The organism is Chitinophagales bacterium, from assembly GCA_041392475.1.
Lineage (GTDB): Bacteria > Bacteroidota > Bacteroidia > Chitinophagales > UBA2359 > JAUHXA01.
In genome coordinates this window covers 1,681,447-1,696,038 of record JAWKLZ010000002.1, presented here as the reverse complement: position 1 = coordinate 1,696,038, position 14,592 = coordinate 1,681,447, and the positions used below count along the sequence as shown (strand labels likewise).

The following is a 14,592-nucleotide window of genomic DNA, read 5'->3' as shown; positions in this document are numbered from 1 at the left end:
CTTACAGGTTCAAAAGAGAAAGAGGGAGAGATAGAGAATGTGTGGGGCTTAAGTTTGTAGCATGTTTTTCTAAGTACGAACTGAAATGCAAATATTGAAGTTATAGCAAAAAAGTAATGTCCGTATTAAAAGACAATTTTAAAGAATCTTAAAAAGTTTTTAAATTGTTCGCTATATGTTCGTTCATAAAAAACAAAATCCCCATAAGTTAGTAACTTACAGGGACTTGCTGATTAGTTTTGGTAGCCCGTACGGGAATCGAACCCGTGTTACCAGAATGAAAATCTGGCGTCCTAACCCCTAGACGAACGGGCCACTTTCTCTTTGTAAGAGAAGCCGTATTTACTAAGGCGGGGCAAATATACAGCTATTTTCAAATTTCCAAATCATTTTTAGAAAAATATTTTTTTTAGAAAAAAAATGCCTCATAGTGTCATTCGGCATTAATTAATCATTAAACTTTGCTTTTTTCTTGTTATTGATGGCTTTCCTATCTAATTTTGTGGGTTTAAATTTCAATTTTAATCAAATATAGAATCACAAAATTATGGCAACTTGTAAAATTGCAATCAATGGTTTTGGTCGAATCGGACGTTTAACCCTTAGAGCATTGCTACAAAAAGCAGATGCAAATGTAGAAATTGTGGCAATCAATGACTTAACGGACAATGCTACTTTGGCTCATTTATTCAAATACGATACGGCTCATGGGAAATTTGCAGGGCCAGTAAGTTCTGATGATGATAGCATCAGTATCAACGGAAACAGCATAAATGCTTATGCAGAGCGTGATCCTTCAAAACTTCCTTGGGGAGAGTTGGGCATAGACATTGTGTTGGAGTGTACTGGTTTTTTCGTGAAAAAAACAGATGCAGCCAAACACATTGAAGCTGGTGCTAAAAAAGTATTGATTTCTGCTCCAGGTAAAGGCGGTGTTAAAACAATTGTATTGGGTATCAATGACGAACAACTTTCTGCTGAAGATACAATTGTTTCCAATGCTTCTTGTACTACTAACTGTCTTTCTCAGATGGTGAAAGTATTGGACGAAAATTTTGGTATCGTAAGAGGTACTTTCACAACCGTTCACGCATACACTGGTGACCAAAATATTCAAGATGGTCCACATAGAGACCTTCGCCGTGCAAGAGCTGCAGCACAGAATATTGTTCCTACTTCAACTGGTGCGGCGGTTGCAGTTGCAGAAGCCTATCCTTCTGTTGAAGGTAAATTAACGGGTATTGCCGCTCGTGTGCCTGTCATTACAGGTTCATTGACTGACCTTACTTGTGTGGTAGAGAAAAGTGTTTCGGTTGAAGATGTGAATGCTGCATTTGAAAAAGCAGCGAATGGTGAATTGAAAGGTTATTTGGAATATGCAGAAGGATATTTGGTTTCAAGTGACATTGTGGGAAATCCTCACTCTTGTATCTACGATGCTCCTTTGACTATCGTGATTGGTGATTTGGTAAAAATCGTTGGGTGGTACGATAACGAAGCAGGTTATGCAAACCGTTTGGCAGACTTAGCAGTGAAAATGGCGAAATTTTAGTTTGTTCTAAACGTTTGCAATGCATTGGTGTTTTTTAGATTTAAGGTAAATAGCCCATTGAAGGATGTAAAAAAACAACAAACTTCAAAATATTTTTATCGCGCATCTTGCAGATATTCAATTAGTTATTGGGTTATTTTTGGTGCAAAGAAAAAATAAACTAAAAATTTAGTTGATAATTTCAGAGAAATACCATAACTTTGCAGCGTGGGTAATGAGAAATCATTATTCCTATAACTTAGATTCATTTTTTATCATTTAAAATTTATAATCCAATGAAAAGCATTTTTGTTAAGTTTTTCGTTATGATTCTTACTGTTGGCTTTTTGGCAGCATGTGGTGGTGCCGAAGCTGAAAAAGCAGATGCTACTACTGCTCCTGCAACAGATAATCCTGCTACTGAAGTAAAAGCAGCTCCTGAGGCAGATGCAAATGCTGTTGATCCAAACATTCCTAAAACAACAATGACGTTTGGTGAAATGACACACGATTTTGGTGACATTCAAGAAGGCGACAAAGTGACACACGTATTCTCTTTCACCAACAGTGGTGATGAGCCTTTGATCATCAATAGCGCAAAAGGTTCTTGTGGATGTACTGTTCCTGACTGGCCAAAAGAGCCAATTCCTCCAGGTGGTGAAAGCCAAATCAAAGTGGAATTCAACTCTAAAGGTAAAGCTGGTAACCAAACCAAAACTGTTACCATCAATGCTAACACAGATCCTAACCCAACTCGTTTGACCATCAAAGCTCAAGTAGCTAAAGCGGAAGGTGAAGCTGAGGAAGGTAAATAATCACAACAGATTTTCTGTAAAAAAGGCAGTAAGCGAAAATGCTTACTGCTTTTTTAAGCAATCTTTGAACTAATAATTTAGTTCAAAGATATGGATTACCTCCCTCCTCTTTTCATTTCAATTTTTTTTCCTTCATTCAACTAAAAATTTAGTTCATAAATTATTTATTAACCCTTTTAATTTTTTTTCAAATGAAAACATTTTTTGAATTACTCGTTATCGCTGCAACCCTATTTATTTTCACTGCTTGCAGTCAGTCCTCTGCCAATGAAGTGCAAAACAAGTCTGTACCTGAAACGGTAACAGAAACGGTGGTTAATTCCGATGAAGGTGAGACTGCGGAAGTTGAGAACATACCTAAAACAACTATGACCTTTGCTTCAATGATCCACGATTTTGGCAATATTGAAGAAGGAGAGAAGGTTTTGCATGTGTTCACTTTCACCAATAGTGGTGATGAACCTTTGATTATCAATAGTGCTGAAGGTTCTTGTGGATGCACTATTCCCGATTGGCCCAAAGAGCCTATTGCACCAGGTATGGAAAGCAATATTACCATAGAATTTAACTCTAAAGGCAAAGCGGGCAACCAAACGAAAACCGTCACCATCAATGCGAACACTGATCCTAATCCCACTCGTTTGACCATTAAAGCTCAAGTAGCTAAAGCGGAAAGTAGAGAATAAACAACAACATTTTTTCATACTTTTCTTTTCAGTTCAGGCAGCAAGTGAGGCACTTGCTGCCTGTTTTTGTTTGAAGACTTCGTTCTTTTCACTTCAAACTCAAATAACGATACTTCACCAAACTTCCCTTTCACATCTATATGGATTGAATGACTTTTGCAGCGTATCAAACAATAAAAATCATATTCCATGAAAAATGTACTCCTCACTTTAAGTTTTGTATTTCTATTACTTCAACTTTCTATCCTCAATGCCCAAAATACGCAAACCATTAAAGGCAAAATCATTGACCAACAATCAGAAACTCCACTAATTGGGGCAACCATCGAATGGGTAAACCCTACAGAAACAGTGGGAACAGTTACGGATATAGACGGTTATTTTCGATTGGAAAACATTCCTCTTGGGCGGCATGAATTTCGCATCAGTTACATTGGTTATGAACCTTTGACCATTCCCAACATCGTAGTCAGCGCAGGAAAAGAGGTGATTATGGATGTGGCTTTGCGAGAATCCGTTGAATTGTTGGATGCCGTTGTAGTCACAGGAAGCGTTGAAAAAGACAAGCCACAAAACGAGTTGGCGACCATTTCGGCACGCCAATTCAGTGTGGAAGAAGTAAACCGCTATTCAGGAGGTCGCAGCGATGTAGCTCGATTGGCGAGTAATTTTGCAGGTGTTTCTACCGCCAACGATTCTCGCAATGATATTGTAATCCGAGGCAATTCTCCAACAGGCGTTTTGTGGCGCATGGAAGGAATCCCTATCCCCAACCCCAACCACTTTTCTACTTTAGGCACAACAGGAGGGCCAGTCAGTGCATTGAATCCCAACCTAATAAAAAATTCCGATTTTTTGACCAGCGCATTTCCCGCAGAATATGGCAATGCTACTGCTGGCGTATTCGACATCGGCTTGCGTTCTGGAAATCGTGATAAACACGAATTTATGTTGCAGGTAGGAGCATTCAGTGGTGTGGAAGCCATGGCAGAGGGACCTCTTTCTAAAAAAGGAGGTAGCTACATCTTTGCAGGACGATATGCCTTTATCAGTTTGGTAGGTGGTTTGGGTGGGTCTGGTACAAGTGCTGTACCGAATTACTACGATCTTGCTTTCAAAATCAATTCTGCCACCACCAAATTGGGACAATTTACCCTTTTTGGTATTGGAGGGTTGAGTAATATTGATTTTCTACACGATGAAGTGGACGAAACCGACCTTTTTGCAGCGGCTGATGAAGATGCTTTTGCAGATTCTAAATTTGGTGTGATTGGTTTGAAACACAATATTTTATTAAACGAAAAAACTTATTGGCGAACAGTTGTTGCCAGAACAACTTCCGTCAATACCTTTGAGCAATTGCGCTACTTCAATGAAGGAACAAATGAAGAATTTACAGCTTCTTATGGTGAGGCTGACAATACCGAATCACGGTGGTCTGCATCGAGTTATATAAACAAAAAATTCAATAACAAATTTACAGGTCGTGTAGGTATATTGGCAGAACTGTATGACTATCAATTGTTTTCAACAGATGCTGAAATTGGTATGGATACCGACAATGATGGGGTAAATGAGTTAGTGACGCTGATAGACTTCAATGACAATGTAACTTTGCTTCAACCTTTTGTCCAAGGACAATACCGCTTGAACAATAAATGGACACTCAACGCAGGATTACATGCCCAATATTTGACCTTCAATGAAACGTCTGCAATCGAACCCAGATTGGCATTGAATTGGGATTTTGCAGCGCAGCAAAGATTGAGTTTCGGTTATGGTGTTCACCACCAAATGCAGCCAATTCCGATATTGTTGGGAGTGACCGAAGACGAAAATGGGAATGTAGTTCGTAGCAATGAAAACTTGGATTTTACACGCAGCCAGCATTTTGTATTGGGCTATGACTATAAATTTGCACCGGATTGGAGATTGAAGGCAGAAGCGTATTACCAAAGTATTGACGGTGTACCTGTCGACCCTTTTCCGTCCTCTTTTTCGATATTGAATACAGGAGATGATTTTATCTTTCCTCGTGAAAAGGACTACTTGGTGAACGAAGGATCGGGAAACAACTATGGGTTGGAGCTGACTTTGGAGAAATTTTTCAGCAGAGGCTACTACGGATTGCTGACAGCTTCTCTATATGACTCCAACTACAAAGGCAGCGATGGAATCGAACGAAATACCGCTTTCAACAATACCTATGTTTTGAATGTTTTGGCGGGGCGAGAGTGGAAAGTTGGTAAGGACAAACGAAATGCTTTGACTTTTGATACGAAGATGACTACCGCAGGCGGTCGTCGTTACACACCCGTTGATTTGGAAGTTTCTCAGCAATTGGGCTATGAAATCAAAATGGAAGATTTGGCATACAGCGAACGCAATGATCCTTATTTTCGATGGGATGTAAAATTTGGCTATCGCTTTAACAGCCCCAAACGCAAGATTTCGCATCATTTTTACCTCGATATCCAGAATGTATTGGATAAAGAGAATATTTTTGTCCGCCGCTACAATCGGCAGACCAATCAGGTGAATGAAGTCAATCAAATTGGCTTCTTCCCTGATTTTATGTACCGAGTACAGTTTTAAATTGACAAATTGAGGAATTGTGTGATTGTAAAATGGTTTTTATAATTTCGCCGTCACACAATTCGTCAATTATATGTTTTTATAGCCATACAATTATTTATACATTGATATTCTCCAAGACCATACGCAAAAAATACTTAGGATTTGACGATACTTGGCTATTCATTGTAGGAGTTCCTTTTTTTGGATTAATCATTCCACTTTTGTTCTTCAATGTGGATTTATCCAAAAACTTTGCGAATTTCCATGAATGGTGGATTCATTCTATGTATTTTGTAGGAGGTCATTGGATAGTTCATCGCTGGGCTTTGGTTCGTTTACGACAAAAATTCCCTGATTTTGAAGATGTCCAAAAACGCATTGTTTGGGAGATTATCACCTCCATTTTTCTTGCCTTCGCTTGGGGCGCATTGTTGAAGGCAAGTATCATTTTTTTTGTGTGGTGTACTGATAAAGAACTCATTAAATCGTATTCATATAAGCAAGGAGTGGGCATTACCCTGATGATTTCGTTCTTAATTATGTCCATTTATGAGAGTATCTATTTTTACACCCAACTCCGACAATCAATCATAGAAAAAGAGGAGGTCAAACAGGCTCATTTACGTTCACAATGGCAAGGGCTTAGGAATCAGGTGAATCCCCATTTTTTGTTCAATAGTCTCAATACTTTGATGAGTATTGTAGGGGATAATCCCGAATTGGCAAAGCAGTTTTTGAAGAAGTTGTCGAAAGTCTATCGCTATATTTTAGAGAGTCGAGAAGAGCCTTTGATAGAATTGCAGGAAGAATTGGATTTTGTCCAATCCTATGTTTTTCTCCAAGAAGAACGTTTTAGAGGAAACTTACACGTTCAGATGAACATTCCGCCCCAATATATGCACCATAAAATCGTGCCTTTGAGTATGCAAATTTTGTTTGAAAATACCATCAAACACAATATTATTTCTAAAAACAAACCCCTAACCATTGAAGTGTTTGTGAATGACCAACAAAAATTGCAGGTTCGCAACAACCTTCAACGCAAACAACAGGTGATGCACTCTACTAAAGTGGGCTTGGAAAATATCAAAACCCGCTACCGTTTGTTTACCGAACAAAGCGTGGATATTTTAGAAACGGAAGATTTTTTTGAAGTGAGTTTGCCTTTGATTGGAGTTGCACAAGTTAATTAAACATTGTTAATCAAATATTTATACTGACTTCAAGCACTAAAAATTCAAGCTTCAAAATATTGATTGATAGTTGAATTTTTGCCTGTGTTTCATTTCTGTTCTTGGTATTTCTTTTGGTTCTTCAAATACAAATCCCAAAGAGAATCATGAATGCTTCCACCTGGCTGAGTAGTAGAATAGATATCCAACGAGGAATTTTTAATGGTGTTTTGAACCATGTTCAAGGCATCTTCGCTCAAAGTTTTGCAAGTGTCTATCATAGTAGTATTTATATTGGGTTAAAAAAATGTGATGATTTATTTGTTAAACCTTAGAGACTTATTTTACTTTTGACAATGACAAAATTAGCTTACCCTCTGTTAACAAACCCGACAAATACATTGACAAAAAATGACTCCTTCAACTATGTACCAAAAACAAAATATCATCAACTGCTATAACAAAGTAGCTGCAAAATACGCTGACCAATTTTTCGGAGAATTGGCTTATAAACCGCTTGACCGCATGGTATTGAGTCGTTTTGCGGCAGACAATGACGATAAAGGCAAGATTGCAGATTTGGGCTGTGGCTGTGGACACACGACTGCTTTTCTGCAAAATTTTGGAGCAAAAAACATTGTAGGGATTGATTTGTCTCCAGAAATGATTGTTATGGCGCAAAGTTTATGCCCAACGATTGATTTTGAAGTAGGCAACATTTTGGAGCTACAATATCCTGACTATCATTTTGCTGCAATATTGGCTTTCTATGCCATCGTTCACTTCAATGAGGCAGAATTGGCGCAAGCTTTGACCGAAATCCATCGAGTCACTCAAACAGATGGACAGTTTCTATTTAGTTTTCATACCGAAGAACAGGTCATGGCAGTAGCAGATTTGTTGGAGGAAAAAGTGGAGGTGAATTTTCACTTTTTTGATGCCGATAAAGTACTCGAAATGTTGAAAGATTGTGGGTGGACGATTGTGGATGCTTTTGTGCGTTATCCTTACCACGGTAAAGAGTACCCAAGTAAACGGGCTTATATTCTTTGCAAAAAACATTAATAATCAGCGAGAAAAACAATTTAACTATATAGCAATTTTACAATTCAACCATGAAATTTTTAATCATCGAAGACGAATACCATGCAGCAAAAATGCTTACAGAATTGTTAACCACACTCGAACCACAGTCCACTATTTTGGAAACTTTGGACAGTGTAGAAGATGCGGTTGAATGGTTTCAAAACAAGGAAATGCCCGATTTGGTGTTTATGGACATTCAGTTGGCAGATGGATTGAGTTTTGATATTTTTCGGCAGGTAGAGGTTAATTGTCCAGTTATTTTCACCACCGCTTTTGACAGGTATAGTTTGCAGGCTTTTAAGGTGAACAGTGTGGATTATTTGCTCAAACCCATTGAAAAAGAGGAATTGGCGACTGCTTTGGGAAAATTTCACCGTTACCACCAACAAGCTACAAAAGTTTCCTTCAACAACAATAGTCTTCAAAGTTTACTCCAACAAATCTCGGAATCCAGACCCTACAAAAGTCGTTTTTTATTGAAGCATGGGCAAACTTGGGAGTATTTATCGAGTGATGTGGTGACCTACCTCTATTCTGAAGACGGATTGACTTTTTTGGTGGATATCAAAGGCAAGCGACATACGCTCGATGAGTCATTGGAGCAACTGCAAAATCAACTCGACCCAAGCCTATTTTTTCGCATCAACCGTCAGCAAATCATTCACATTGAAGCGATTCATAAGATACATTCTTGGTTCAATCACCGCTTCAAATTGGACATGAGCCAGGGAAAAGAACAAGAATTTATTGTGAGCCGCAAACGTACAAAGGAATTTAAGGAATGGTTGAACAGGTGAGAACGATAATGAATACTTCCCTCACTTTTGGAAATCACCCTTATAAGTACCCGTTCTTAATTATTAGTGCATTTTGAAACGATAACTTGCTCGTTTTCAAATATTCTCTAAACCATTAAATTTGATTGGGTACTTAATATCCAACCATGAAATACAACTGCCTATTCTTGCTACTTCTTCTTTCAATACTCTATGAACTTTGGGCGAAAGAAGTAGCAAGCGAGATGCGAGATATAAAAAATTGATAACCAAAATCTTAACGCATTGATGCATTAGACTCAAATTATTGGTAATCAGCAATTAAAGAAAAAAGTAAGGATTCTTGTTTTATCCAATTACTCGTTCCTAAAAAGTTTCGTATTATTGCCAGCTTGCCCATAAAGAAATGTCACCGTTTGGTTATATAACACAAATAAGAATGTTTTTTAGGATAAATAATTATACGAAAATTCTATAGAAATGATTGATAACAAATATTTTGCTATGAACATTTATTATCCAAATAGACAAAAGAATACGGGAAACATGGCAGAGCAAATAATTATGGAATAAAAATTGATTTGTTAAGTTAGATGACACAATTAGAAAGCAATAAGATGGTTATTTTCCATTATCTTTATAGCCCAAACCCTTTCTGATAATGTACCTTTACCTTCAAAAACCTAAGTCCATGAGTAAAACAAGCATCAGTAACAATTATTCTATCCAACTTATTTCCCCAAAAAATCCATTGTTGGTCGAGGCAATCAAATTGCGATTTGAAGTTTTTGTGTGGGAACAGCGGGTTCCCATCGAACTCGAAGTAGATGAATATGACCGCAAATGTGAACATTTGGTGGTTTTAGATTCCCAACAAAGAGTAGTAGGCACACTTCGATTGGTTTCTGTTGGCGAAAACGTGAAATTGGGGCGTTTCGTAATCCGCAAATCTCACAGAGGCAGAGGCTTGGGAAAATGGATGATGGAAGCAGCCCTTCAAATCGGTACAGAAAAAGGCTTCAAACTTATGGTTTTGGAGGCACAAACCTATGTGATTGCTTTCTACGAAAGTTTGGGATTTGAAGTGACAAGTGGTGAATTTATGGATGCGGGAATTCCTCACAAACGAATGCAAAAAGCGTTGATTTAATGTATTTTGTATTGAGAAAATTCAAAGGTTTTATTATTTTCCACCCCTTTGTTCTGCTCTCTGAAAATATTCCTCTGCCTTTGCGGCATCTCCTAAGTTTCGGTAAGCTATCCCGATATTCTGCAATAACTGCGTATTGTTGGGCTGCAATTCCAATGCTTTTAGGCTCACCTTCAATGCTTTCTCGTGTAAATCTGCCATACCATACACAATCCCCAAATCCTGTAAAACACTTGCATCATTCGGATTGATGGCAATAGATTGTTCCAAATATTTCATTGCCTTCTCTGCATCCTGCCGATACTGACCATAGAGTTTTCCCAACACTGCAAAAGTCGTTGCATTGTTCACTCCATAAGGAATCACGTATTTTTCATAAAAGCGAATAAACTTGTCCGCTTCTTTAGGCGATTTAATGTTCCTCGAAAACAACATCAAATTCTTCGTTGCATCAGCATGATCGGGGTTGTTCACAAAAATAGCCGCATACACACCAAACACATTGTCAATATTTTGATCCAAAGCATAAAAAGCATTTCCCAGTAGCAGCAGCGCACTCGTATTTTGGGGGTGAATCTCTACAGCTTTCGTTAGATATTTAATCGCCTGATACAATAGTTTTTGCTTCTCTCCGACATCTTGCAGCGTAATCGCTCGCTCGTAAATCGTACCGCCTGCCGAGGTATTCACCTTCGTACTATTGGTAGAAATTTTCACATCGGTCAAAAACAATGTCGTATTGTTTTCCCAAGCAGGCAAACGCCTCAAAGTCTGAAAGGAATATGCCAGCAATAAAGCTCCGACAATCCCTCCAATCACATACTTTTTGGCTGCAACATTCGGCAACAATTGCGGCAAATAACGCACCAAACCATACGCCACAATCAAACAGAAACCGAGCAATGAAATATACATAAAACGCTCGTTAATAAACGTTCCGACTGCAAAAAACAAGTTGGAGACAATCGAAAAACTCAGCAGATAAAACCACACACCAAAAGCCGATATGCTTTTTCGCTTCAATCCCCACAGCGCAAACAAACCCAATAAAGTGTAAATCACCAATGGCGCAATCGCCCGCCAATCTGCCCAGCCAATAATCGGAAATTCTTTTGGGTAATAATCATGGGTCAAAGGATGTGGAAAAACCAAGAGCTTCAAATAATACCCCATCGTCGAAAAAATCGTGGCATATTTCTGAGCAAAAGAAGCATTCAAAAACGGGTCGTTCAGCAATTCGGTAACCTCTGTTCCACTATTGAAGAAATACCCTATGACCCGCCAACGAATCACCAAAAACACCACTGTTGCTGCAATGAGTGGCAAGGTCGTTTTGCCGATTTGCCGCAAAGGGCTTTTGGTGAAAAAGTAGAGTGTCAGGGGAATAATGCCTACAAAGGTAATGGCATTTTCTTTGGATAGTAGTGCGAGAAATAAACACAAACCACTCCAAATCAAATCCGTGATCCGCTCTCGTTTCACATACTGCAAACTGAAATACAGCGCAGCCAAAGCTCCCAAAAAGGTCATGATTTCGTCCCTGCCTTTGATGTTTGCCACTACTTCGGTATGCAAAGGGTGGGCAACAAACAACAGCGTAGTTATAAACGGTATGGTCAAAAACCAATAACGAGTTTTTGATTTTCGCTTGGTTTTTGCTGCAAACAAAGCCACCAAAATCCGATACAACAACAAGTTGGTCAGCACATACAAAAGAATGTTGATGAGGTGTCCTATCATCGGATTTTGACCAAACAATTCCCACTCCACTGCAAAGGTCACAATCGAAAGCGGACGGTACCGCCCTCCTGCCAACAGGTTTTTCTGCTCTCCCCAAAAACCCTCCATACTCTCGGTACTCAGCAGTTTGCCAATCCCCGAAAATCCCTGCTTTGTGTATTGATTCGACAAAATCACTATCTGATCGTCCAAAGCATAGTCATAGGAAACCGTTGGTGCATACAATACCATACTGAACAAACCTATACATAGGATTGCCCAAAAATGTTGTTGCCAAAAAGAGTTGGTTTTTGAAGGATGCTGAGAGCTGGATTTTTTATGCTTTGCCATTGCAGATGTCTTTTTATCTCAACCGCTAAAGTAATGATTTTTTGGTAAAACAGGATAGAGAAGGGTGGGCATGTGTGTGTGTCAATGAAACAATGAAAACATGGAATCATAAATAATTGATAATCAAATATCGTTAATCCTGTTTAGAGAGAAAATAATAGCTTAAATTGCTATCAATTGTGTCAATTTCTTGATTTTCTGTCCTTTGAATTGTGGCTGCAATGGTCGAGATTTGAAAAAAATAAGATAATGGCCTGTAAACAAAACTAATACGGCAATTACTTTAAATATTTATTTTTTCTAATTCAAAATTATTTTTACAATGAAACAAGTCCACTTTTCTTTTTTGAAGGCATTTTATACATTATGCCCCCCCCTATGTGTTTGGTAGATAGATTTTCTGTTCTTCGTTTTTTGCTGCTCTTTTTTGTCTTTTCTGGTATGGGAGAGGTGAAGGGGCAGAATGTGATTAATATTTATCAGGATTTTACAGGGCAGCCTGCTATCGAAATAACTAATTTAGCCATATTTGAATATGATGGAGAATATCAAATTTTTCCTAGGGAATTTCTACACTGGGACAATTTACAAGGAACTTGGTATCCTGGTGATTTTAGTGATAACTATACTATTACCCGAAAAATAGAATTGGTTTCTTTCCCTTTCTATCCTGATTTTGAAGCATCAGGCAACTCTCAGAGAATTTTTAGGGTATTGGATGATGCTATATACAATCCAGCTAATGAATCCTGGTCAGATCCAAACTGGAATCCTATTTTACCAAATCAAGTTCATAAAGTATCTACTGCGGGGGAACATACATTAGTAAGTGATTTATTCGACCAAATGGATCCAATCAGTGGTCAGGGAGGCTTTCTTCCACATTCTGTATTTAATCATACGGTTTACCTTGAATGTGGTGTAGGTACCGGAGATCAAACTGTTCGTCCTGAAAAGGTAATAGATTTAGTGAGTTTTCCAATTGATGTAACTATAGCAAAAATGCGAGAATATCCTTTTACAACATCAAATGATAAACCTACAGCTGCTTCTGAACATGATATATCAATTCTTCCTTTTATTGATTTTTCTCCTGGTTTTGATGCCACTACAAATAATTTGAATACCATTAATTATTTTCCCCAAAACGAAGTAACTCCTACAGAATGTGAAGCAGCCAGTTTTTACTTCTATCCTAATATAGGAGATGCTGTAAATAATAACAATACTGCTCCTAACCAATATATTCATCCTGCTCCTTTTTCCTTAGTAGGATTTCACCTTAATAATGCTTCAGGAGCATATCCTGCAGGTTATGAAAGAGGAGATAATGATTTACTGGAACCCGTAGATGGAATAAAACATCAATATTTTATTGATAAAAATATCGATTTGACAAATATCAACCCAGAGGAGAGAATAATTTACAATCCCTCAGAAGTGCATATCACAGCAGATAATTTGGTCTTTCCATCTGGATATACTTTCAAAACAGTGAGAGGTTTATACCCTACGGTGGATGAAGTAGCTAATACAACTGTTTGTGATGCGGCAGATGATTTAGAAGACCAAAGACTGGTCCATGTAGAAACAGATTTGCAAAATACCGTTAGTTTTACAACTCCAGAAGGATTTACACTAACTGCCCCTGCTTTCTATGTTTTAGAACCAGATAGTAAATTGACCATCGAACCTTGTGTATCTCTATTTGATGTGACATTCTATGTGCGTTCGGGAGCCGAATTGGTTTTCCATCCCAATCAGACTTATGGGAACTTTCAAATCGTAGAAGAAGCAGCAGATGTGACAACTGACCCCGAAAAAGTGATAGAAGTAAACCTTCCCGGTAGAATTTGTAACGATTGCCGATGTGTACAGGAATATACAATTGATGAAGATTTGGTAATTGAAGATGGAGAAACAGTGGTTTGGGTATATGACCAAACGGTAAGAGGACAGATAACTATAGAAAATGGTGGAGAATTGCAGATATTGAATTGTCAGGTAGAATTTACGGATGCAGATGCCAATATGGCTGATGATGTTGTATTCACAGGTATCAAAGTTGAAGCAGGTGGAAAGTTAAAATTGCATTATGCCGACCTTACGATATTGAATGGAGACCAACCCAACAATTGTGCAGCACGTCATCAATCGTGGAATGGCATTCACTTAAAAGGAATCAATCCCAAAGCTGTAGGAGAACACGCTGTTTTGGATGTTACAGGAGGTTCTATATCTTATGCAAAAAATGCTATTCATGCAGAAGGTTTTGTTTACGATGATTTTGGAGAAAGCAATTGGATTTGTGGTGGAAAGGTAAGTGCAAGAAATGTTACTTTTACCAACAATCACGTTAGCTATTATGCTTTTAACACCAATCCTATCAACGGTTTTATGGGTTGTACTTTTGAAAGAGAGGCTGCTCACATCAATAGAGAGAACAATCTATCTGACGAATCTCTAAGTCATGTATTTTTGTTTAATCAACGTGATTTAAAATTTAGGAATTGTGTATTTAGGAATAATTTATCATTCTTAGACCCTAATGCCGAGATTAATAGAGAATTTAAGTTTCGCACCTACTTTTTTACTGAAAAAGAGGCTTAAAACAATTATATACAATCGGCTTAAATGAGCTAAAGCTTTGTAAATTATTCTCCTAAATCTCGAATTCCATTTAAGGAAAGCACTTTTTCGGCACTATAATTACTGGAAATAAATATTTA

Annotated in this window: 11 protein-coding genes and 1 tRNA gene; 9 read left to right on the top strand and 3 right to left on the bottom strand. The window is 38.0% G+C overall.

Annotation, left to right across the window (positions count from 1 at the left end):
• Nucleotides 1-240: 240 nt before the first annotated feature.
• Nucleotides 241-315 (bottom strand) — tRNA-Glu (locus tag R3E32_20165).
• A 232-nt stretch (nt 316-547) separates the two neighbouring features.
• Here R3E32_20165 and gap point away from each other — a divergent pair.
• The 5 genes from gap to R3E32_20140 all read left to right on the top strand — a co-directional run bounded on the left by gap (nt 548) and on the right by R3E32_20140 (nt 6,802).
• Nucleotides 548-1,552: a type I glyceraldehyde-3-phosphate dehydrogenase gene (gene gap, locus R3E32_20160; protein MEZ4887056.1), complete on the top strand. Its 1,005-nt coding sequence runs from the start codon at nt 548-550 to the stop codon at nt 1,550-1,552.
• A gap of 275 nt (nt 1,553-1,827) precedes the next feature.
• On the top strand, nt 1,828-2,346 hold the full coding sequence (locus R3E32_20155) for a DUF1573 domain-containing protein (protein ID MEZ4887055.1): 519 nt from the start codon (nt 1,828-1,830) through the stop codon (nt 2,344-2,346).
• Nucleotides 2,347-2,537: 191 nt separating this feature from the next.
• A complete protein-coding gene (locus tag R3E32_20150; protein ID MEZ4887054.1) occupies nt 2,538-3,032 on the top strand; it encodes a DUF1573 domain-containing protein in 495 nt (164 codons plus the stop codon).
• A gap of 189 nt (nt 3,033-3,221) precedes the next feature.
• Nucleotides 3,222-5,627, top strand: coding sequence for a carboxypeptidase-like regulatory domain-containing protein (locus R3E32_20145; GenBank protein ID MEZ4887053.1), 2,406 nt, complete (start codon nt 3,222-3,224; stop codon nt 5,625-5,627).
• A 104-nt stretch (nt 5,628-5,731) separates the two neighbouring features.
• Nucleotides 5,732-6,802, top strand: a complete 1,071-nt coding sequence (locus tag R3E32_20140; protein MEZ4887052.1) for a histidine kinase — start codon at nt 5,732-5,734, stop codon at nt 6,800-6,802.
• An 89-nt stretch (nt 6,803-6,891) separates the two neighbouring features.
• On the opposite strand, the gene R3E32_20135 is transcribed toward R3E32_20140, so the two are convergent.
• A complete protein-coding gene (locus R3E32_20135) occupies nt 6,892-7,062 on the bottom strand; it encodes a hypothetical protein (protein ID MEZ4887051.1) in 171 nt (56 codons plus the stop codon).
• A gap of 130 nt (nt 7,063-7,192) precedes the next feature.
• On the opposite strand from R3E32_20135, the gene R3E32_20130 reads away from it, so the two are divergent.
• The 3 genes from R3E32_20130 to R3E32_20120 all read left to right on the top strand — a co-directional run bounded on the left by R3E32_20130 (nt 7,193) and on the right by R3E32_20120 (nt 9,793).
• Entirely contained in the window at nt 7,193-7,846 is a 654-nt protein-coding gene (locus R3E32_20130) for a class I SAM-dependent methyltransferase (GenBank protein ID MEZ4887050.1), read from the top strand.
• Nucleotides 7,847-7,896: 50 nt separating this feature from the next.
• Complete coding sequence (locus tag R3E32_20125) at nt 7,897-8,664, top strand: LytTR family DNA-binding domain-containing protein (protein ID MEZ4887049.1); 768 nt, start codon at nt 7,897-7,899, stop codon at nt 8,662-8,664.
• 670 nt (nt 8,665-9,334) lie between these two features.
• Nucleotides 9,335-9,793 (top strand): GNAT family N-acetyltransferase, encoded by a 459-nt coding sequence (locus R3E32_20120; protein ID MEZ4887048.1) that lies wholly within the window; start codon nt 9,335-9,337, stop codon nt 9,791-9,793.
• A 33-nt stretch (nt 9,794-9,826) separates the two neighbouring features.
• Here the strand turns inward: R3E32_20120 and R3E32_20115 are convergent, their stop codons facing one another.
• Entirely contained in the window at nt 9,827-11,863 is a 2,037-nt protein-coding gene (locus tag R3E32_20115; protein ID MEZ4887047.1) for a tetratricopeptide repeat protein, read from the bottom strand.
• A 366-nt stretch (nt 11,864-12,229) separates the two neighbouring features.
• On the opposite strand from R3E32_20115, the gene R3E32_20110 reads away from it, so the two are divergent.
• On the top strand, nt 12,230-14,473 hold the full coding sequence (locus R3E32_20110; GenBank protein MEZ4887046.1) for a hypothetical protein: 2,244 nt from the start codon (nt 12,230-12,232) through the stop codon (nt 14,471-14,473).
• Nucleotides 14,474-14,592 lie beyond the last annotated feature (119 nt).

Excerpts from the sequence above, each read along its gene's own strand:
- R3E32_20155 (MEZ4887055.1), top strand. The coding sequence starts at position 1,828 with ATGAAAAGCATTTTTGTTAAGTTTTTCGTTATGATTCTTACTGTTGGC.
- gap (MEZ4887056.1), top strand. The coding sequence starts at position 548 with ATGGCAACTTGTAAAATTGCAATCAATGGTTTTGGTCGAATCGGACGT.
- R3E32_20125 (MEZ4887049.1), top strand. The coding sequence starts at position 7,897 with ATGAAATTTTTAATCATCGAAGACGAATACCATGCAGCAAAAATGCTT.
- R3E32_20130 (MEZ4887050.1), top strand. The coding sequence starts at position 7,193 with ATGACTCCTTCAACTATGTACCAAAAACAAAATATCATCAACTGCTAT.
- R3E32_20150 (MEZ4887054.1), top strand. The coding sequence starts at position 2,538 with ATGAAAACATTTTTTGAATTACTCGTTATCGCTGCAACCCTATTTATT.
- R3E32_20145 (MEZ4887053.1), top strand. The coding sequence starts at position 3,222 with ATGAAAAATGTACTCCTCACTTTAAGTTTTGTATTTCTATTACTTCAA.
- R3E32_20115 (MEZ4887047.1), bottom strand. The coding sequence starts at position 11,863 with ATGGCAAAGCATAAAAAATCCAGCTCTCAGCATCCTTCAAAAACCAAC.
- R3E32_20120 (MEZ4887048.1), top strand. The coding sequence starts at position 9,335 with ATGAGTAAAACAAGCATCAGTAACAATTATTCTATCCAACTTATTTCC.
- R3E32_20135 (MEZ4887051.1), bottom strand. The coding sequence starts at position 7,062 with ATGATAGACACTTGCAAAACTTTGAGCGAAGATGCCTTGAACATGGTT.
- R3E32_20110 (MEZ4887046.1), top strand. The coding sequence starts at position 12,230 with ATGCCCCCCCCTATGTGTTTGGTAGATAGATTTTCTGTTCTTCGTTTT.